General features: G+C 57.7%; 18 protein-coding genes. 15 read left to right on the forward strand and 3 right to left on the reverse strand.

The window, feature by feature from the left end:
- Positions 1–39: 39 nt before the first annotated feature.
- The 6 genes from ACKC9G_RS13865 (at position 40) to ACKC9G_RS13890 (ending at position 4,536) form a co-directional block, all read left to right on the forward strand.
- Positions 40–963, forward strand: coding sequence for a nuclease-related domain-containing protein (locus ACKC9G_RS13865; protein WP_411406379.1), 924 nt, complete (start codon positions 40–42; stop codon positions 961–963).
- 146 nt (positions 964–1,109) lie between these two features.
- Positions 1,110–2,123: an ABC transporter substrate-binding protein gene (locus tag ACKC9G_RS13870; protein WP_411406381.1), complete on the forward strand. Its 1,014-nt coding sequence runs from the start codon at positions 1,110–1,112 to the stop codon at positions 2,121–2,123.
- Entirely contained in the window at positions 2,120–2,887 is a 768-nt protein-coding gene (locus ACKC9G_RS13875; RefSeq protein ID WP_411406383.1) for an ABC transporter permease, read from the forward strand. Before ACKC9G_RS13870 ends, ACKC9G_RS13875 begins: the two co-directional genes overlap by 4 nt.
- Positions 2,872–3,609 carry an ABC transporter ATP-binding protein gene (locus ACKC9G_RS13880; RefSeq protein ID WP_411406385.1) on the forward strand — a complete coding sequence of 246 codons (738 nt, stop codon included), beginning with the start codon at positions 2,872–2,874 and terminating at the stop codon, positions 3,607–3,609. Before ACKC9G_RS13875 ends, ACKC9G_RS13880 begins: the two co-directional genes overlap by 16 nt.
- A 47-nt stretch (positions 3,610–3,656) precedes the next feature.
- The gene (locus ACKC9G_RS13885) at positions 3,657–3,959 is read left to right on the forward strand and encodes a hypothetical protein (protein WP_411406387.1); all 303 of its coding nucleotides are present in this window, start codon (positions 3,657–3,659) and stop codon (positions 3,957–3,959) included.
- A 136-nt stretch (positions 3,960–4,095) separates the two neighbouring features.
- Positions 4,096–4,536, forward strand: coding sequence for a hypothetical protein (locus ACKC9G_RS13890; protein ID WP_411406389.1), 441 nt, complete (start codon positions 4,096–4,098; stop codon positions 4,534–4,536).
- A 73-nt stretch (positions 4,537–4,609) separates the two neighbouring features.
- Here the strand turns inward: ACKC9G_RS13890 and ACKC9G_RS13895 are convergent, their stop codons facing one another.
- Complete coding sequence (locus ACKC9G_RS13895; RefSeq protein WP_411406391.1) at positions 4,610–5,377, reverse strand: siderophore ferric iron reductase; 768 nt, start codon at positions 5,375–5,377, stop codon at positions 4,610–4,612.
- Positions 5,364–6,683 carry an MFS transporter gene (locus tag ACKC9G_RS13900; RefSeq protein ID WP_411406393.1) on the reverse strand — a complete coding sequence of 440 codons (1,320 nt, stop codon included), beginning with the start codon at positions 6,681–6,683 and terminating at the stop codon, positions 5,364–5,366. Before ACKC9G_RS13900 ends, ACKC9G_RS13895 begins: the two co-directional genes overlap by 14 nt.
- A gap of 300 nt (positions 6,684–6,983) precedes the next feature.
- On the opposite strand from ACKC9G_RS13900, the gene ACKC9G_RS13905 reads away from it, so the two are divergent.
- The 3 genes from ACKC9G_RS13905 to ACKC9G_RS13915 are packed head-to-tail and all read left to right on the forward strand — an operon-like array spanning position 6,984 to position 10,791.
- A complete protein-coding gene (locus ACKC9G_RS13905; RefSeq protein WP_411406395.1) occupies positions 6,984–7,751 on the forward strand; it encodes an ABC transporter ATP-binding protein in 768 nt (255 codons plus the stop codon).
- Between the two features lie 38 nt (positions 7,752–7,789).
- Positions 7,790–9,820, forward strand: a complete 2,031-nt coding sequence (fhuB, locus tag ACKC9G_RS13910) for a Fe(3+)-hydroxamate ABC transporter permease FhuB (RefSeq protein WP_411406397.1) — start codon at positions 7,790–7,792, stop codon at positions 9,818–9,820.
- Positions 9,817–10,791 carry an iron-siderophore ABC transporter substrate-binding protein gene (locus ACKC9G_RS13915; protein WP_411406399.1) on the forward strand — a complete coding sequence of 325 codons (975 nt, stop codon included), beginning with the start codon at positions 9,817–9,819 and terminating at the stop codon, positions 10,789–10,791. Before fhuB ends, ACKC9G_RS13915 begins: the two co-directional genes overlap by 4 nt.
- A gap of 42 nt (positions 10,792–10,833) precedes the next feature.
- On the opposite strand, the gene ACKC9G_RS13920 is transcribed toward ACKC9G_RS13915, so the two are convergent.
- On the reverse strand, positions 10,834–11,868 hold the full coding sequence (locus tag ACKC9G_RS13920; protein WP_411406401.1) for a LacI family DNA-binding transcriptional regulator: 1,035 nt from the start codon (positions 11,866–11,868) through the stop codon (positions 10,834–10,836).
- Positions 11,869–12,072: 204 nt separating this feature from the next.
- Here ACKC9G_RS13920 and ACKC9G_RS13925 point away from each other — a divergent pair, with 204 nt between their 5' ends.
- The 6 genes from ACKC9G_RS13925 to ACKC9G_RS13950 all read left to right on the forward strand — a co-directional run bounded on the left by ACKC9G_RS13925 (position 12,073) and on the right by ACKC9G_RS13950 (position 18,242).
- Complete coding sequence (locus ACKC9G_RS13925) at positions 12,073–12,576, forward strand: gluconokinase (protein WP_411406403.1); 504 nt, start codon at positions 12,073–12,075, stop codon at positions 12,574–12,576.
- 99 nt (positions 12,577–12,675) lie between these two features.
- Positions 12,676–13,233 carry a TRAP transporter small permease gene (locus tag ACKC9G_RS13930; RefSeq protein WP_411406405.1) on the forward strand — a complete coding sequence of 186 codons (558 nt, stop codon included), beginning with the start codon at positions 12,676–12,678 and terminating at the stop codon, positions 13,231–13,233.
- Positions 13,230–14,507 carry a TRAP transporter large permease gene (locus tag ACKC9G_RS13935; protein WP_411406407.1) on the forward strand — a complete coding sequence of 426 codons (1,278 nt, stop codon included), beginning with the start codon at positions 13,230–13,232 and terminating at the stop codon, positions 14,505–14,507. The genes ACKC9G_RS13930 and ACKC9G_RS13935 overlap by 4 nt, the downstream gene beginning before the upstream one ends.
- Before the next feature lie 162 nt (positions 14,508–14,669).
- Positions 14,670–15,695, forward strand: a complete 1,026-nt coding sequence (locus ACKC9G_RS13940) for a TRAP transporter substrate-binding protein (protein ID WP_411406409.1) — start codon at positions 14,670–14,672, stop codon at positions 15,693–15,695.
- Between the two features lie 246 nt (positions 15,696–15,941).
- On the forward strand, positions 15,942–17,549 hold the full coding sequence (locus ACKC9G_RS13945) for a Na/Pi cotransporter family protein (protein ID WP_411406411.1): 1,608 nt from the start codon (positions 15,942–15,944) through the stop codon (positions 17,547–17,549).
- Between the two features lie 54 nt (positions 17,550–17,603).
- Complete coding sequence (locus ACKC9G_RS13950) at positions 17,604–18,242, forward strand: hypothetical protein (RefSeq protein WP_411406413.1); 639 nt, start codon at positions 17,604–17,606, stop codon at positions 18,240–18,242.
- Positions 18,243–18,303 lie beyond the last annotated feature (61 nt).

The raw sequence follows: 18,303 nt of genomic DNA on the forward strand, positions 1-18,303 counted from the left end.
CAGCCTGCAGAGATAGATATATGGCTGGGGTTTAAATAAATGGATTTGAGTGTTTATGTTACGCAGTTTGTTGTGCAATTCGGTGCGTTGATTCTTTATCTTGTACCGCTGTTTTCAGGAATTGGCCTGCTATTCATCTTTAAGCAGGCAGCAAAAAAGCATCGAATTAATCCTTTGCTTGGCGACCTCTTGAGGCCGGCTGGTTTTAGCCTTCAGCAAAAAATCGATGATCAGCAATGGGAAGTAATGAAGTACTGCTGTGGTTTACCCATGGTTGCAACCATTGCCCCTTTTTCAGTGCTGGTCGAAGAAAAGCTCGTTGGTGTTCATATCAGTACTACGTCATGGATTTTTATTTCTCTCCTGAGTCTCATAGGAGTTATCTACTTCATTTACAAAATGATCTCGGCCGCAATGGAGCTACCTAAACTACGTTTAGGCCTTGCCTGTGAAATGGCGGTTGCTCAATCGCTAGAACACGTGATTTATCCTGAACAGACTCAGTGCAGAGTATTTCATGATATTCAGTTTGAAGGCTTCAATATTGATCATCTGGTAGTTCTTGCTAATGGCGTTTTCGTTATTGAGACGAAGGGCCGTTCCAAATATCTTTTGGAAGGCAAAAAACAGGCGAAAGTGACTGTAGAAGGTGGAGCGCTCAAGTTTCCTACTCACACAGAAACGCAGCCGCTTGAGCAGGTCAGAATGAATATAAGAGCAGTTAAGCAATGGCTTGATAATGCGACAGGGCTTTCTGTTCCTGTCGCAGGCGTGCTCGTGCTTCCAGGCTGGTATGTGGAGCTTAAGGAGCGGACTGCAGATCCCTATGTGATGAATGACAAAGGGTTGAGTAAAAATTTAGCGAGCCTTCGCAATGGCTATCTTGACCCTGCACAGATGAAAGCCATCGTTTATCAGGCGGAACAAAAGTGCAGAACAATAGACCGGCATTCTGTTAAGTGAGTCGGTTATGAGACTGCGCCCAGCCGACTCGCAGTCACTTATAGCTAACTTCACCTAGATAGAACCAAAAGATATAGATGTTTGGTTAATTTGTAGCCCGACATTATATAGCATGGTCAGATTGCAGAGATTGTCGGAGCTGTATCATGCGCAAATTGTTATCCCTTCTTGTTGCTTCCGTGCTTGCGGTTAGTGTGGGTGCTCAGGCCGTTGCGGCGGAGAAATCCTCGCTGGAAATCGGCTACATGCCCATTATTCCTGTGTCTCAGGCCTTTGTAACACTGGAGAATGGCAGCCTGGAAAAAGCCGGAGTGACAGACCCTGAACTGGTTAAGTTCCAGAATGGCCCGGCCATTGTGCAGGCGCTGCTGGGCGGTCAGCTCGATGTCGCCTATCTGGGGATTGGCCCGGCCATGGTCGCGCGTGCCAAGGGGGCGGATATCAAGGTGGTCGCTTCCGATATTGTTGAGCAGATCAGCATTGTGGCGCTGGGCAATCTGGCTCCCTATTTTGCCGATGGCGATGCCAGCACCGCTTTCGCACGCTTTGCCAAGGACCATGGTCGCAAGCCCGTGATTGCCACCTTCCCGACAGGCTCCGTGCCTGAAACTGTCCTGCAGTACTGGCTGCAAAAGCAGATTAAAGCCAACCCTGATGATCTCGACATTATTTATCAGGGCGCGGCGCAGGTGCAGCAGTCACTGATGACCGGCGCAGTCGATGGTGCGGCGATCCTGGAACCCGTGGTCAGCATCGTGACGCACAAGCTGCCCGAGGCCAAAGTGGTGGCGCGCGGTGGCGAGCTATTCCCGCATCAGCCCGGCGCGGTGCTGGTGGTGCGCGAAGGTTTGATCAAAGAGCATCCTGAACTGGTGCAGTCTTTGGTTGCCGCCCATGTCGCCGCGACCCAATTGCTGCGCGAGCATCCCGAGGAAGCGGTCGATATGGTCGGCAAATATGTCGGCGGTGGTCGTATGCCGAAGGAGATCGTGCAGAAGGCGCTGGAAAACTCCAAAGCGAATTTTGAAGCCGATCCGAATGCCATTATTGATGGCACCCGCGAGATGCGCGACTTCCAGAAGGCTCAGGGCACTCTTAAGGTGGATCTGGACCTGAACACTCTTTTTGATACCTCTTTCTACGATAAGGTCAGCCAGTGAGTCAGCCTTATTCACCCGCGCGCCGGGCCCTGTTGGGCCTGGTTGGCGTTCTGGCCTTTGTGGGCCTGTGGAAGTTTGCCCAGGTATCCGGCTGGGCTCCGCCCGGTACTATTCCTGACCCGATGTTGTTACCTGCGACCCTGATGGATGAGTGGCAGTCGGGGCGCCTGTTGCCTGCCATTGGCTCCAGTCTGATTCATTACGTCTGGGGCTTGGCGCTCGGCACGGCGTTTGGTTTTCTGGTCGGCGCACTGGCAGCGTCATCCAATGTGATTGATGGTCTGCACAGCTGGCTGGCGCGCATTCTGCGCCCGATTCCTCCGCTGGCCTGGGTGGTGTTTGCCATCGCCTGGTTCAAGGTGAGCCATGCGGGCGCCGCCTTCGTGATCGCCATTGGCGTGTTCTGGGTGAACTACTTCGCCACTTACTCTGCGGTGCGCCATGTCGATCCGAAATACTACGAACTGGCCCGCGCTTTTGGGCAGGCGGGTTTTATCAACCGCGCTTTGCATGTGACCTTGCCTGCCGCGGCACCGGGGATTTTCTCGGGTATCCGTACCGGTATTGGCCAGGCCTGGATGACGCTGATTGCCGCCGAACTTCTGGGTGTGCCCGGCATGGGGCAGGAGATGAATTCTGCTGCAGGCGTCGGTGCCTACGAGGCCGTGGTGGTCTACATGCTGGTGATTTCGCTGGTCTACAGTCTGAGTGATTTTGCTTTCTCCCACATTGAAAAACGGGTACTGACATGGCGTCCCTCCTGAGTATTGACGGGCTCACCTACCATTACCCCGGCGCCGCGCAGCCGGTGTTCCAGAATATCTCCCTTGATGTGCAACACGGCGAGTTTGTTGCCGTCGTCGGTGGTTCCGGTGTGGGTAAATCGACCTTGCTTCGCTGTGTTGGCGGGCTGATCAACGCTCAGTCCGGCGGTATTCACTGGCATTCCCAGGCCAATGCTGACAGCCGTCAGCACGGCATTGTCTTTCAGGATGGCCGGCTGATGCCCTGGCGTAACCTGCGGGACAACATTGCTTACGGCATGCAGGGGCTGGCGCTGGATGATCACCAAAAGCAGGAGCGTATCGCGGATGTGCTGGAGCTGACCCGCCTGGCTCATCTCGCCGAACGCTGGCCTCATCAGCTCTCGGGCGGACAGGTGCAGCGTGGCGGCATTGCCCGTGCGCTGGCGGTGCATCCGGATCTGTTGCTAATGGATGAGCCTTTCAGTGCGGTGGATGCCATCACCCGCGAGCATCTGCAGGATGAGCTCAGCGCCATCATGGAGCGTATCGGTGCGGCGGTGGTGTTTATCACCCACGATATTGAAGAGGCGGTTTATCTCGCTGATCGCGTGGTGGTGCTGGCAGGTTCGCCTGCCGGGCTGGCGCTGGAAGTGCAGGTGAAGGATCATCTCAGCGGTAAACGTGATCGCCAGGATCCTGCCTTGCAGGCACTGGCTCAGCAGATTGCCCAGGCACTCTGATCTGTGTCTGGCCAACGGATAACCTCTTTTCCACAAGTGAGAATGCCATGAATGAACTGCGCGTAGTCATCCACAGCCCCACCGAAGCGTCTTTCAAGCGTGCCCAGAATAATGCGCGTAATTTGCTGAAGGATCGCCCGCAGGCAGAGGTTGAGCTGGTGGTGAATGGCCCGGCGGCGGCCTTTGCCGTGCAGTTGGAAGATGAGCAGCTGCGCTCCTTGCTGGTGCTTTGCCATAACAGCCTGAAAGCGCAGTCACAGGAGGCACCGCAGGGTGTTCGCATCGTCGATGCGGCGGTGACGCATCTGGCTGAGCGTCAGCAGCAGGGCTGGAGTTATATCCGCGCTTAAGGCTATGCCGTGGCGGGTGAACTGAGTCATTTTCAGCCAGAGATGGAAGCGGCAGTCGGGAGTCTGTGGTAAGGTAGCGACCGGTTTTTCCACAGACTCTTTTTCACCGAATGATTTCTCTGACAGGGTGTGCGCCGTGAAGTTTCCAGCCAAAAGCTTTTTCCTCTTTAACCTGGTCCTGGTGTTGGCGATTGGTTGTTTTGGTGGCTATGCCATCCATTTGACCTCGCAGGATAACTACGAAACTGACGACCTCCACAGCATTGGCCACTGGATTCTTTCCGGCCCGGATACGGTGCATCTTGAGAATGTGCTGGGTACTGAGCCGTTCGCACGTTACACCTACAGCTTTAACGATAACAACCCGACGGAATCCCTGTTTTTCCGTGCGGATCTTTCCGACAGCGACATCGATGCCCTGCGTCAGAAACTGCTGGATGATGGTTACGAAGTGCAGCCCGCGGATGACAACGGCAAAACGGCCCTGCGTCGCAAGGGGGGCGATTACCTCTACCTTGAGCTGACTCCGCCCAAGCAGATCTTTATCCGCGCGCGTGAGAAGCGTCCTCTGAGCTGAGTTGAAGCAGCATCAGATAATTAGAAAACCGGCTTAGCAGCCGGTTTTCTTTTGCCTGAATGTCGGGGATTAATTAGTTGAGTGCCGTCTCAAAGGAGGCTTTCTTGCGGCGCGGGCAGGATTCGCAATACAGCCCATCCTTGCAGCGAAATTGCAGACAACAACCGCGACGCTCCAGTAACAGGCGGCTCTCGCCACTGGTGGCATCCTCGATCTGCTGCAGTCGGCTGGTGCCCGTCAAATGCAGGGCGCTGAGCCAGTCTTCGGCCAGTTGCAGGGTCGCTTCACAACTCAGACCCGGCATACGTTGCTGGCAACTGATCAGCGCCGAAAGGGCATAGTCTGCCATCAGGCGTTCTGCCGCCGTGGGCGATAAACGAATCAGCTGGCCCAGACGCTCCGCCAGTTGTCCGGCCTGCTCGCGCAGTTTGTTGGCAGAAGCCTGCAGGCTGCGGCAATCCTGACTGCACACCGCGCCGGGTGTCAGGCGATAGCCGCAGGGCAGCTGGTTTTCCCCCAGATGCAGGCCGAGTTCACGGCAATCCAGCGGGCTGTCGAGTTGGGTGGCTGCAAGCACGGCCAGCGTGACCGGTTGCCAGATCAGCAGCGCCCAGCAGCGCAACGCCCAATAGCCGTGACCGGCTTCCGGGTGCAGTGCCGCCAGATGCTGGTATTGCTGAATCAGCTGCACATCGTCGGTGTGATGCCAGGCGGTGACCTGCGGCACCAGTTGTCCGTCCCAGCCAGCGATGGCCCGCTGTGACAGTGCAATCAGCGACTGACTCGTTACACCGTAAGCGCCTGAGCGGGCGATCAGCTGTGAGGGTTCAGCCCGGCGCATGAGTTGCCTCAGTGACCGCGCGTTGCGGTGCCGGATGGTGACGGTCGATCATCACCCAGAAAAGGTTGATCAGCAGCGCCACCAGAAAACCTGCGACGGCGGCGAAGAAGGTCATTTGGGCGCCGATGCTTTCCACAATCACACCCGCACCGAAGGACGACAGCAGGGCTCCGACTTTCTGAAAGAGGTTGGTAATGGCGAAGTCACGAGCGTAATTACTGGGTTTGCTGATACGAAACAGGCTGACTTCGATACGCACGATCAGCTGAAACAGGCCCCAGCCGTAAAGCATCTGGCCGAGCAGCAGCAGGGCGGTTTGCTCGCTGCCCTGCAGTAACAGACCCACGGCGGTAATCACCATATTGGTGGCAGTATGGCCGAGCCGATGCTGCCAGACCTTGCCGAGTTTGCGGTTCACCAGCAAACCGGCCAGCGCCATCATGCCGGGAATGGCGAACACCAGACCGCTGACGGTGGTGTCACTGATACCGCTTTGTTCCTGCCAGTAAACCGAAAAGAACGGGCGGCTGACGTAAGCGCTGAAGTTAAAGATCAGCATCAGCACTGACAGACCAATCAACGCCACCCAGGGGTTGAGTATCGGCGTGTGGGACAACGTAACTGGCGTATCTGTCGCCAGGGTTTCGGTCAGGTTTTCACTGGCAGAAGCGGCCTCCTCAGCTCTCGCTTTGTCCGCCTGTTCCTGCCTGGCTTGCTCTCGGTCGGCAGCTGCGGTGGCAACAATACGGCCACTTTTCAGCAGCCACAGGCTCAGACCCATCTGAATAAAATCACCCAGCGCCATTAGGGCAATGCACTGAGAAGGGCCGAGGTATTCCAGAATCCAGCCGCCGATGGTCGCGGCGAAGATCATCGCCATGTGGATGACCACGGAAAGCATGGCCACGGTATCACTGTGACGCTCCGGGGTTTCCAGGCGCATCAGGTACGGGAACATCAGCAGGTAGCTGGCCTTTATGACGAACATGCTGATGCTGAGGGCCGCGTAGCTGTTCGCGGTCGGCGCCCAGATGCTCAACAGGCACAGACAGCCCGCGATGAACTGGGTGCCGATCAGCAAGTGAATGGTTTCAATGTGCCGGGCCAGGCGAGCCCACACCGGCAGGGCACACATCACTGCGATGGAGATGCCCGCCATATAGCTGCCGATCCAGACCGGATCAGTCATGCCATAGCGGTTACCGAAAAACTGGGGATAGAACGCAATCAGCAGGGAATCGCTGACCACGCCGCAACCAGTCATCAGCAGCACAATATTGCGAAGCTGAGTCAGAGAGCCAAACATCAGGTGTGATCTCCACTCTGGCGCTGCAATGGCAAAGAAAGCAGGCTGGCCGGTGATCTCAGGGAGCAGGCGAAGTGCGTGGCGGTCATCGTCAGGCAGTCTCGTCGGTAACGCGGTGAGAGGGGAATCCGCGACAGCGACGGGCGAAGTTTTCCCGTCGGCGGATCAGGGGTAAATGATCCTTGATCGCATTCAATAATGCAAATGACAATGATTATCAGGTATTATTCCCGGCTTACTTTCTCAGGCTCTGGCTCGATATCTGTTCGCGTCGCCAGAGCCCGCATCGCGGGAGTGATTATGTTCGAGTTGCAGCAGGTCAAGGTGGTACGTGCCGGTCGTACGCTACTCAATGTGCCGTCGCTGCGGCTGGATACCCGTAAATTCACCGCGATTCTGGGCCATAACGGCTCCGGTAAATCGACCCTGCTGAAGCTGCTGGCGCGGCAGATGGCGCCCGATGAAGGCTCCATTACCCTTGATCAGCAGCCGCTTTCCCGGTTTTCCACCAAAGCGCTAGCACGACGTTTGGGTCTGCTGCCTCAACATTTAGCGGATACTCAGGGCCTGAGCGTGCAGGAACTGGTGCGCCTGGGGCGATACCCCTGGCATGGCATGCTCGGGCGTTTTAGCCCGGAGGATCAGCGTCAGGTCGAGCGTGCGATCGAGGAAACCGGCCTTACGCAGTACCGCGATGCCATGACAGACCGCCTTTCCGGCGGTGAACGCCAGCGGGCGTGGATCGCCATGTTGCTGGCGCAGCAGTCACCTTTATTGCTGCTGGATGAGCCGACCTCGGCGCTGGATCTTGGTCATCAGTACGATGTGCTGGGGCTGATGCGTCGCCTGAATCAGCAGCAGGGGCTGGGAGTGATGGCCATTCTCCATGACATCAATCTCTCGGTGCGCTATGCCGATCATATTGTCGCTTTGCGCGGTGGCGAGGTGGTGTATGACGGTGAAGCCGAAGCCATTCTCGACCCGACGCTGCTAAGCCGGCTCTACGATATCGAGATTGCGCTGGTGGCAGGCACGCCTAACCAACCCACACTGGCCGTTGTCTCGTGACCGATTTGTCCCACTCCCTTTCCCGGAAAATCTGCGACGTGCGCCACCATCGCCTCGGGCTGATCGGCAGTTTGCTGCTGTTCAGCCTGTTACTGGTGCTGGCTCAGTGGCATTTCAGCTCCACGCTGACATTGGCGGAGCAGGGGCGCCTGTTGTGGCAGCGCCTTTTTACCTCCCCGGTCGAGCACTTAACCGCGCTGGATCAGGTGCAGTTCTGGTACAGCGCTGCGCCGCGTGCGCTGGTGACGGTGCTGGTGGGAGCGGCGCTGGGTTTCTCCGGCAGTCTCTTGCAGCAGCTGACGCAAAACCGGCTGGTATCACCAATGACGCTGGGCGCTTCTTCCGGTGCCTGGCTGGCGCTGGTGATTGTGGCGATTGTCTGGCCGGGAGTTCAGGGTCAGTGGAATGCGCTGGCTGCCTTGTTGGGCGCCATGCTGGCGGCGGCGCTGGTGATGCTGATGGCCGGACGCGATGGCCTGGGTGGTGTGCGGCTGGTGCTGGCGGGCATGGCCTGTAACCTGCTGTTTGGTGCACTGGCCAGTGGTCTCATGATGATGCATGACCAGTACACCCGCGATCTTTTCGTCTGGGGCGCGGGGGATCTTACTCAAACCGACTGGCATGCCGCCCGGACGCTGCTCTGGCGACTGGCCCCGGCGGTGCTGGTGCTTTGGCTGGCACCCCGTGCCTTGCAGTTGCTGCGACTCGGTGCTGGTAGCGCCCAGAGCCTGGGGCTGGCTGTGTGGCCCTTGATCACGGTGCTGTTTCTCGCGGCCATGTGGCTTACCTCTTCTGCGATCACCGCCGTGGGGCTGATCGGCTTTATCGGTTTGCTTACGCCGAATCTGGTGCGTTTGCTCGGTGTGAAAAGCCCGCGCGCTGAGCTTATCGCCAGTGCCGTGCTGGGTGCGCTGGCACTGCAATGCGCTGATGTGCTTGCCCTCTGGGCCAGCGAGTTTACTTTGGATCGAGTGCCGACCGGCGCAGCGGCGGCCTTGCTGGGGGTGCCGGTGCTGATCTGGCTGACACGGCGCAACCTCACCAGTGCTGATCAGGCGCAACCTCCGGCGGAGACGGCTTCTGCAGCAGGCAGTGCGTTAGGGCGAAATGTGCTGCTGATGACGCTGCTGCTGGCGGTTTTTCTTGGATTATTTGTGAGTCCCGGACTGGCGCAGACGCCCTCGGGTGGGCTCGTCACCCAATGGCAAATCACTTGGCCGGATGCGCTGGTGTGGTCTTTGCGCTGGCCGCGGCTGGTGGTGGCCATGAGTGCGGGAGCGGGGCTTGCGGTCGCCGGTGTGCTGCTGCAACGTTTGCTGCGAAATCCGCTGGCGAGCCCGGATATTCTTGGTCTTTCCGCCGGTGCTACGCTGGCAATGCTGATATGCGCCATGATTTCCGGCGCGACGCTGCAGTCCGGTGGGCCGCTGGTGGCGTTTCTCGGCGCGATGGTGACGCTGGTGATTCTGATCTGGCTCGGCCGTCGTCACCAGTTTGCGCCGGGCATGATGGCATTGGTCGGTATCTCGCTGGCGGCGCTATTGGATGCGGTGCTGCAGTTTGTGCTGGTTAAAGGCACCCTTAACAGTTTTGCCATTCTTGGCTGGATGGCGGGTTCCACTTATCGGGTGCTGCCTGAGCAGGCTTTGCTGTTGGCAGGGTTAGTGACCGCGCTGACAGTGGCCGCGCTGGTGATGGGCCGGGCAGTCACGCTGCTTGGGCTCGGCGCACCGATTGCTTCTTCCCTTGGGGTTTCTGTCGGCATCGTGCGGCTGCTATTGCTGTCGCTGGCGGCGATGCTCTGTGCGGTCGTGACCAGCCAGACCGGGCCGATTGCCTTTGTGGGCTTGCTCGCTCCGCATCTTGCGCGCTTGAGTGGCGCGAGGCTAGTGCAGCATCAGCTACTGCTGGCGGCGGTGATGGGCGCCACCCTGATGCTGCTGGCGGACTGGCTTGGGCGGGTGGTGTTATTCCCGGTGCAGATGCCGGTCGGCATTATGGGCGCACTGCTGTGCGGCGGCTATTTCCTGCTGATTCTGGCAGCACAGCGCTGGAGGGCACGGTCATGATTCGGCAGCTGCTATGCCTGCTTGTCTGCGCAGTGGCGCTGCTGTCCGGTAGTGCGCTGGCCGCCAATACAGAACCCTCGGAATCCTCAGAGCCATCAGTCTCAGCAGAGCGCGCGCAACCTCATTACGACAACCGCCGAGTGGTGTCGATGGCGTGGGAAATCACCGAGTCCCTGCTGGCGATGGGCATTACTCCGTTGGGTGCAGCGGATGGGCCGGACTACCGGCAGTATGTGGTGCACCCTGAACTGCCGGAGTCCGTCGTGAATGTAGGTTCACGTCTTGAGCCGAATCTGGAACTGCTGGCGGCGCTGCAGCCCAGTGTGATTCTGATCTCGCCCCTATTGGCCGATTTAAAACCGGTGCTGGAGCGCATCGCACCGGTCTGGCAGCTCAATACCTATGGGCAGACCCACGATAATCTCGCCGCCGCGCGGCAGTATTTCCTCGAACTGGGGGAGCGGCTGGGAAAATCCGAGCAGGCCAACGCGGCGCTGTACTCACTGGATGAGCAGTTAGGGCAGTACAAGGCAGCCCTGGCGCGCCAGTATCCACAGGGGATTCCGCCGGTACTGTTGCTGCGTTTTGGTAATGCCAAGGTGAGCTATCTTTACGGGGAGAACTCTCTGCCGCTGGCGGCCTTGCGAGCGATTGGAGCGGATACCGAATCGCCTGCTGCATCGACCTTCTGGGGCGCCGTGCAAAAGCCGGTCACGGAACTGGCGGCCGAGCCGTCGCCGATCAAACTCTACTTTTTACCCTTCGCAGAAAAAGACACTCTCTTTGCTTCGCCTTTGTGGCAAGCCATGCCTTTTGTGCAACAGGGGTGTGTCGGGCCGATTGCCTCGACCTGGTCTTACGGCGGGATTATCTCGCTGGGCTATCTGGCCGACAGCATCAGCAAGGCGCTGCTGGCCTTGCCGAATCAGGGCCGCCAGTGCCGGGCTTCACAGGCCACACTGGCGCGCTGACGGATGATCGTTGTCGCGTGGTGTTAAGGTATGCGCTGCGGCTCAGGAGCTTTCGCGGGCGACCAGCTCAAAGCCAACATCATAGGCCGTGCCGGGAGCAATCTGGCCATCGAGCTGTTGCAGGAACATGGTTGCCGCACGCTGGCCAATTTCATGGCGGGGCGTGGCGATACTGGTGAGCGAAGGCACAGTCCAGGCCGATGCCGCCAGATCGTTAAAACCGCCAATAGCCAGTCGTCCGGGGACACTGATCTGCTGGCGCTGACAGTGGAAGAGGGCGCCGTACGCCAGGTCATCGTTACAGCAGAAAAGGGCGTCAAGATCCGGCGCGCGCTCCAGCAATTGCGCTGTCAGCTGGGCTCCCAGACCGACGCTTGAGGAGTCCGGGACATAGATTTCCCGTGTCTCATCATAAAGCCCGGCTTCCTGCATGGCCGCGCGATAACCTTCCCAGCGCTTGAGGGTACGGGCATCGCCCTGAACGGCCATAAAGCCGATGCGGGTATAGCCTTTATCCAGCAGGTGGCGGGTCATCGCCTTGCCGCACTCAAACTGGGAAAAACCGACGCAGAGCCGCTCCTTGCGTTCATCCAGCTCCATCATGTGCACCACCGGACAGCGGCTGTTGGCCAGTTGTGCTTCAACGGCGGGGGTGTGATCAAAGCCGGTAATCAGAATGCCATCCGGGTTGTGAGCCAGATAGGCACTCAGCAGGCGCTCTTCTTCCTCGGTGTTGTAGCGGGTGTTGCCGATCAGAATCTGATAGCCCTTCGGGTGCAGGGTCTCATAGATGCCGCTCAGGGTGTCGACGAACACTTCGTTAGCCAGCGAGGGCACCAGCACCACCACGGTGTGCGAGCGGGCAGAGGCCAGTGCTCGGGCAGCATGGTTCGGGCGATAGCCCAGTGTCTGCACCGCTTCTTCAATTCGGGCACGCAAGGCTTCGGAGACTTTTTCCGGGGTGCGCAGGGCGCGGGAGACGGTAATACTGCTGACGCCGACATGGGCGGCAACGTCGCTCAGGGTTACCTGACCTGCTGCACTGCGGCGAGCCCGTCCCGGCATTTTGGGATACATAGGCGGGATGGTCCTTTTGTCGTAGGCATTATTGTTAGACTTGACAGAGGGTATGTTACCGCTAACATGACGCCCCACTCCATCTTTTTTCCTGTCAAACGCCAGGATGAAGCGGAACATAGAAATAACAATAGCTGCTTGAAAAGGCGAAATACGGCAAAGCAACCCTTGCCGATTTTTAGCAAGAAGGATGTTAGCGCTAACATGAAGCCTCCTGTGATTGTCGTGATGGGCGTCTCCGGCTGCGGAAAAAGCAGTATCGGGATGCGACTGGCGGGCCATCTGGGTGTTCGCTTTGAGGAAGGGGATAGCTACCACCCTCAGAGCAACGTCGAGAAGATGAGCCGCGGTATTCCTCTGGACGATGATGATCGCAAGGGCTGGCTGGAGATTCTGGCCGGGCTGCTGGGTACTGCCCATCAGCACAATGAAGGCCTGATCCTGTCCTGCTCAGCATTAAAGGCACGCTATCGTGATCTTCTGCGTGCGAGCTGCCCGGGACTTCAGTTCGTGTATCTGCAGGGAAGTTTTGACACCATCAGTGAGCGAATGGCTGCCCGTGCCGGGCACTTTATGCCAACCTCATTGCTGGAAAGCCAGTTCAACACGCTGGAGGAACCGACCGGTGAGCCGGGAGTGGTGACCTGCGATGTACAGCTGGCCCCCGAGGTGCTGGTTGAGGAGGCCCTGCAGGCGCTGACGCACTGAGTCATCGCACCTGCCACGGTTTCCCGCCGCACGGCAACGGCAAGCAGTCTTTTTCGAGCCGGAATGCGCACCGGTTATGAAGTATGAGGACACAAAAAAATGACAACCCTCAGCAATCGTGTTGAAGCCCTGTTCGACAAGGTTTCGCCGCTGGTCCGCGGCATTGAACGCCTGATCGAGTTTCTGATGGCCGCCTGCCTGGCCGTCATGTTCGTGGCGGTGTTCGGCAACGTCATTCTGCGTTACTTCTTCGGCAGCAGTATTCCCTCCTCGGAAGAACTCTCCCGCCTGCTGTTTGTCTGGCTGATTTTCCTCGGCGCGGTGCTGGCCACGGCCCGGCATTCCCATATCGGTTTTGATCTGGCGCAACGTGCGCTGCCCAAGCCCCTGCGTTATCTCTGCGCCGTTGTCAGTCATGGCCTGATGCTCTATGCCCTGTGGCTTTTCTGGCAGGGGAGCTGGCAGCAATTTGTTATCGGCCAGAAGATTTTCTCCACTGTCATGCATTACCCGCTGGCCGTCATGAATGCCGCGGGGCTGGTGGCTTCCCTGGGTATTGCCCTGTATCTGGTGATTAACCTGTTGCGTGTGCTGATCGGCAGTCCGAAAGCGCACATTCCCGGCAATCGTCTGAGCACTGAGGAGTCTTCGAAATGACACTGGGGCTATTTTTGCTGGCCTTGATGGTCTTCATGTGCCTGGGCATGCCGATTGCCTTTTCCCTGATCATGACGGGCGTGGTGCTGATGTGGCACCTGGATTTCTTCGACCCTCAGCTGGTCGCCCAGAATCTGATCAGTGGTGCCGACAGCTTCCCGCTGATGGCGGTTCCCTTCTTTGTACTGGCCGGTGAGGTCATGAACGCAGGCGGTATCTCCCGCCGCATCATCAACCTTGCCATTGCCTGCGTCGGTCACCGCCGTGGCGGTCTGGGTTTTGTCGCCATCATCGCCTCGGTGATTCTGGCTTCCCTGTCCGGTTCGGCGATTGCCGATACTGCCGCACTGGCGACCCTGCTGTTGCCAATGATGCGTGACAACGGTTACCCCGTGGGTCGCTCCAGTGGTCTTATCGCCTCCGGCGGTATCATCGCGCCGATCATTCCGCCCAGCATGCCCTTCATTATTTTCGGTGTGACCACCAACCAGTCCATCAGCCAGCTCTTTATGGCGGGTATTGTGCCCGGCGTGATTATGGGTGTGGGTCTGGTCTGTGCGTGGATCTGGAGTGCCAAGCAGATTGATGTCGAGCCTCAGCCACGTCAAAGCATGAAGGCCCGTCTGGCGACCGCCAAAGACGGCATTTTTGCCCTGCTGATGCCGGTCATTATCGTCGGTGGTTTGCGTGGCGGTGTGTTTACGCCGACCGAAGCGGCGGTTGTCGCGGCAGCCTACGCATTGGTGATCAGCGTCTTTGTTTACCGTGAGCTGCGTATTAAAGACCTGCTGCCGCTGTTTGTGCGTGCCGCGCAGACCACTTCTATTGTCATGTTCCTCTGTGCCGCTGCCATCGTTTCCTCCTACATGGTGACGCTGGCGGACATGCCGCAGCAGCTGGTTGAGCTGCTTGGCCCGATCATGGACAGCCCGCGCACGCTGATGGTCGCGATTGTGATTGCTATGATGCTGATCGGTATGGTGATGGACCTGACGCCGACCATCCTGATCCTTGGCCCGGTGCTGATGCCTATCGTGATCAAGGCCGGTATCGACCCGATTTATTTTGGCGTGATGTTCGTGATGGTCGGCTGTGTGGGACTGATTACCCCGCCGATCGGCACGGTACTGAGCGTGGTGTCCGGTGTGGCACGCCAGCCCATGGAAGTGATTGTGAAAGGCGTCATGCCCTTCCTGCTGGTGTATCTGGTGATTATTGCCCTGCTGGTGGCTTTCCCCAGCATCATCACCTGGCCGGCCAGTTACCTCTACTAAGCCAATAAAACGTTTTACCCGAAGCCCGTTAAACCCGAAGCCCGTTAAACCCGAAGCCCGGACAGGCCTTGTGCCTGTCTTCCCAAGAGCAAACCGCTGCCCACCCGGCAGCACGCCGGTGCCTGGCACCGCATCAGTCAACAAAAACGGATGACTAAAACAATGAAAACATCAAAAAGCATGCTAAAAACCCTGACCGCTGCTGCACTGGGCGTTGCCCTGAGCGTTGGCGCTGTTGCTGCCAGCGCAGCTGATATCAAACCCCGCCTGATTCGTTTCGGCTACGGTCTGAACCAGGATTCCAAGCAGGGTCGTGCGGTTGACTATTTTGCGGAAGAGCTGGGCAAACTGTCTGGCGGCAAATTCAAGGTGAAAACCTTCGGCGGCGCTGCTCTGGGTAGCGACGTACAGATGCAGAACGCACTCATTGGCGGTGCGCAGGAACTGCTGGTCGGCTCCACTTCCACGCTGGTCGGTATCGACCCACGCATGGGCGTATGGGATCTGCCCTTCCTGTTCGACAGCGCTGAGCAGGCAGACAAGGTACTGGACGGTGACTACGGCCAGAAACTGCTGGACGGTCTGCAGGAACACGGTCTGGTCGGTCTGGTGTACTGGGAAAACGGTTTCCGTAACCTGACCAACTCCAAGCGTCCTATCGAAAAAATGAGCGATCTGGACGGCATCAAACTGCGCGTCATGCAGAACCCCATGTATCTGGACCTGTTCAAGTCCATGGGTGCCAACGCTGTGCCTATGTCTTTCTCTGAGCTGTTCACTGCGCTGGAAACCAAAGCGGTTGATGGTCAGGAGAACCCTGTTACCACTATCCAGTCCTCCAAGTTCTACGAAGTTCAGCCTTACCTGAGCCTGACCCGTCACGTTTACAGCCCCTGGATCGTGACCATGAGCAAGGTGTTCTGGGACAAGCTGTCTGATGACGAAAAAGCAATCGTGATGGAAGCGGCGAAAAAATCCCGCGACTTCGAGCGTAAGGACAGCCGTGAACAGGCCGTTAAAGCCATGGCGTTCCTGAAAGAAAACGGCATGAAGATCAACGAAGTGCCTGCTGACGAAGTGGCCAAAATGCGTGAGAAAGCCCAGGCGGTGATCAACGCTCAGGCAAGCGTTGTCGGTCAGGACACTCTGGATGGTCTGCGCGCAGCAATCGCGGCCACCAAAGAGTAATCAGACCCGCGTCTGACCCGAACACGAATGCCGCCTCCGGGCGGCATTTTTTATGACGCTAATGCTGCCTGCCTTGTGCATCCACTCATGCTTTTTCCACAGTTTCCTGTTCAACGCCAATCACGTCTTTTTGCTTTCGTTTAACGCATTTTCCCTTTCCGCACTTTCCTTTACCCTTCATCGCGTTAGGATGAACGCCTGATGCGGCGATTTCGGCCCGCAATTTCTGTTTTTCCAAGGACGTGTATGAGTGAGCTGATTCATCTGGCTGGTGCCATTGCCCTGCTGTTGTGGGGTATTCGTATGGTTCGGACAGGGTTTGAGCGCGCCTATGGTCGACGGCTGGAGACGGCCGTTCGCATTCTGACCCGCCGACGCCCCATGGCGCTGGCGCTGGGCGCGGGTGCGGCCGCCGCACTGCAATCGTCAACCGCGGTGATCCTGCTGGCAGCAGGCTTTGTTTCTACCGGTGCGCTGGGTTTGCTCCCGGCGCTGGCCCTGGCAATTGGTGCGGATATCGGCTCCAGTCTGGTGGCACTGTTGCTCAGTCTGGATCTTTCACTGCTCTCTCCGGCATTGCTGCTGGTGGGCTATTTCTGCTTTGGCCATGCCCGACATCGGCTGATGAAATACTGGGGGCGAATTGCTCTTGGTCTCGGTATGTTGCTGCTGGCGCTGAAGCTGGTGGCGGATACCACCTCGGTAATGCGAAGTGGCGATGGCATGGAAATTCTGACCTCCATGCTCGCTCATGACACAGCACTGACCCTGTTCCTGATCGCGCTCTTTACCTGGCTGGTGCACTCCAGTCTGGCGGTGATCCTGATCGTCGCCCATCTGGCGACCGACGGCGCGATTCCTGCGGACATGGCGATGATCATGGTGCTGGGGGCCAATCTGGGCGGTGCCTTACCGGCGATTTCTGCGGGCTGGGGTATTCCCCGTGATGGCCGTCTGGTCATTCTGGGCAACCTGACCTTGCGCCTTGGTGCGGTGGTCACAGGCTTTGTGCTCTACATCCTGTTGCAGCTGCCCTTTGTGACTCAGTATGTGGGCGAGCTTGAGCATCCGGTGGTGTTCCATGTGCTGCTGAATCTGGTGAACGGCGCCATCATGCTGTTCCTGCTGCCTAAGCTGATTCCTTTCCTGCAGAAACTCTTCCCTGCCTCGGCAGAACACGTGCCCGAGCATGCGCAGCCCATGTACCTGTCGCGGCAGGATATTCAAAACCCGGAGCGCGCGCTGGCGAACGTTGCCAACGAGGCGCTGCGTATCGCCGATATTGCCTACCAGATGCTGGAAAGCGCACCCAAGGCGTTTGAGGATGCGACCCTCATCGTCAGCATTAAAGAGCTGGACGATGACATCGACCGCATTCACCGTGAGGCGACTTACTATCTGGCGGCGATTGATGATCGTGAGCGCACCGAAGAGGAACGGGCGCGCTGGCAGCATACGTTTAACTTCATCACCAATCTTGAGCACGTCGGTGACATCATCGACAACAGCCTCATGGTACTGGCGCGGCAGAAGCACAAATCCAGCATGAAGTTCTCGACCTCCGGCCGGGAAGAACTGGAAAGCCTGTTCGGCGACCTGTTTGAGATTTTCCGCTTGTCACAGGCGGTCTTTCTGTCCCAGAACAAGCAGCTGGCGAAAGAGCTGATCGACGCCAAACGCGAATTCCGCGGCCGGATTTTCAGTTGCCGTGAACAGCATGCCAAGCGTCTGCGCCAGCAGGTGCCGGAAAGTCTGCAATCCTCGCAGATCCACATGGACATCCTGCGCGATCTGCAACGTATCAGCTCCTATCTCGTCGCCACTGCCTATCACATGGTTGAGTCGGGTAAATAAGCCGGTGCTGAAGCGTCAGCGCAATGTACGCTGTGGTATCAGGAGTTACCTGAAATGAGATTCTTACTACCATTTTTTGCTTTGGTGGTATCGTCATCCGCCTACTGCTCCGAGGCAGGTGACGTACATTCTGATTTGGGTGAAGCATTAGCGGATCCCGCCACTGCGCTTATTGTCCCTCGACCTTCTATCCATTTTGTTTCCGGGGCAGTGGTCTTCAACTGTGAGCAGTATTTGCAGGCTAAACGTACATCGACATTGGCCGAAGACGTCAACAACATCAGGCAGTCTGCTAACTACCTGACCTGCGATACTCTGGCCTTGCTGCAACAGGCGAAAGCCAGTCTGCCTGTCGCGGGGCAGGATTATGGCAAGGCCTTGGCAGAGTCGCTGGATTTACGCAGTTTCCCTTCATCGCTTGCGCCAATGCTGGACGATGATCGCTATACCCTGAGCCGGATGGACAACCCCGCAGTGCAGTTGAGCAATGAAGTGGTGAGCTATAGTTCGGAGGAACTGAATTTCAGTTTACAGCTGATGGCGTTAGCGGATGCTGATGGTGATGGCGTTGATGATTGGATTGTGTGGATGAGCGATGAAGCTAAAGAGGGCAACTATGCCGATTATGAAGTGTTGCTGATCCATGACCCCCAGCCCGGAAAGTTGATGACGGCGACGTTACCTAATCACTGATGTCATTAATAAAAACGGAGCCAATGGGCTCCGTTTTTTGTACGCGAAGCGCAGGCGAAGG

The organism is Pokkaliibacter sp. CJK22405, assembly GCF_046614695.1.
Classification (GTDB): domain Bacteria; phylum Pseudomonadota; class Gammaproteobacteria; order Pseudomonadales; family Balneatricaceae; genus Pokkaliibacter.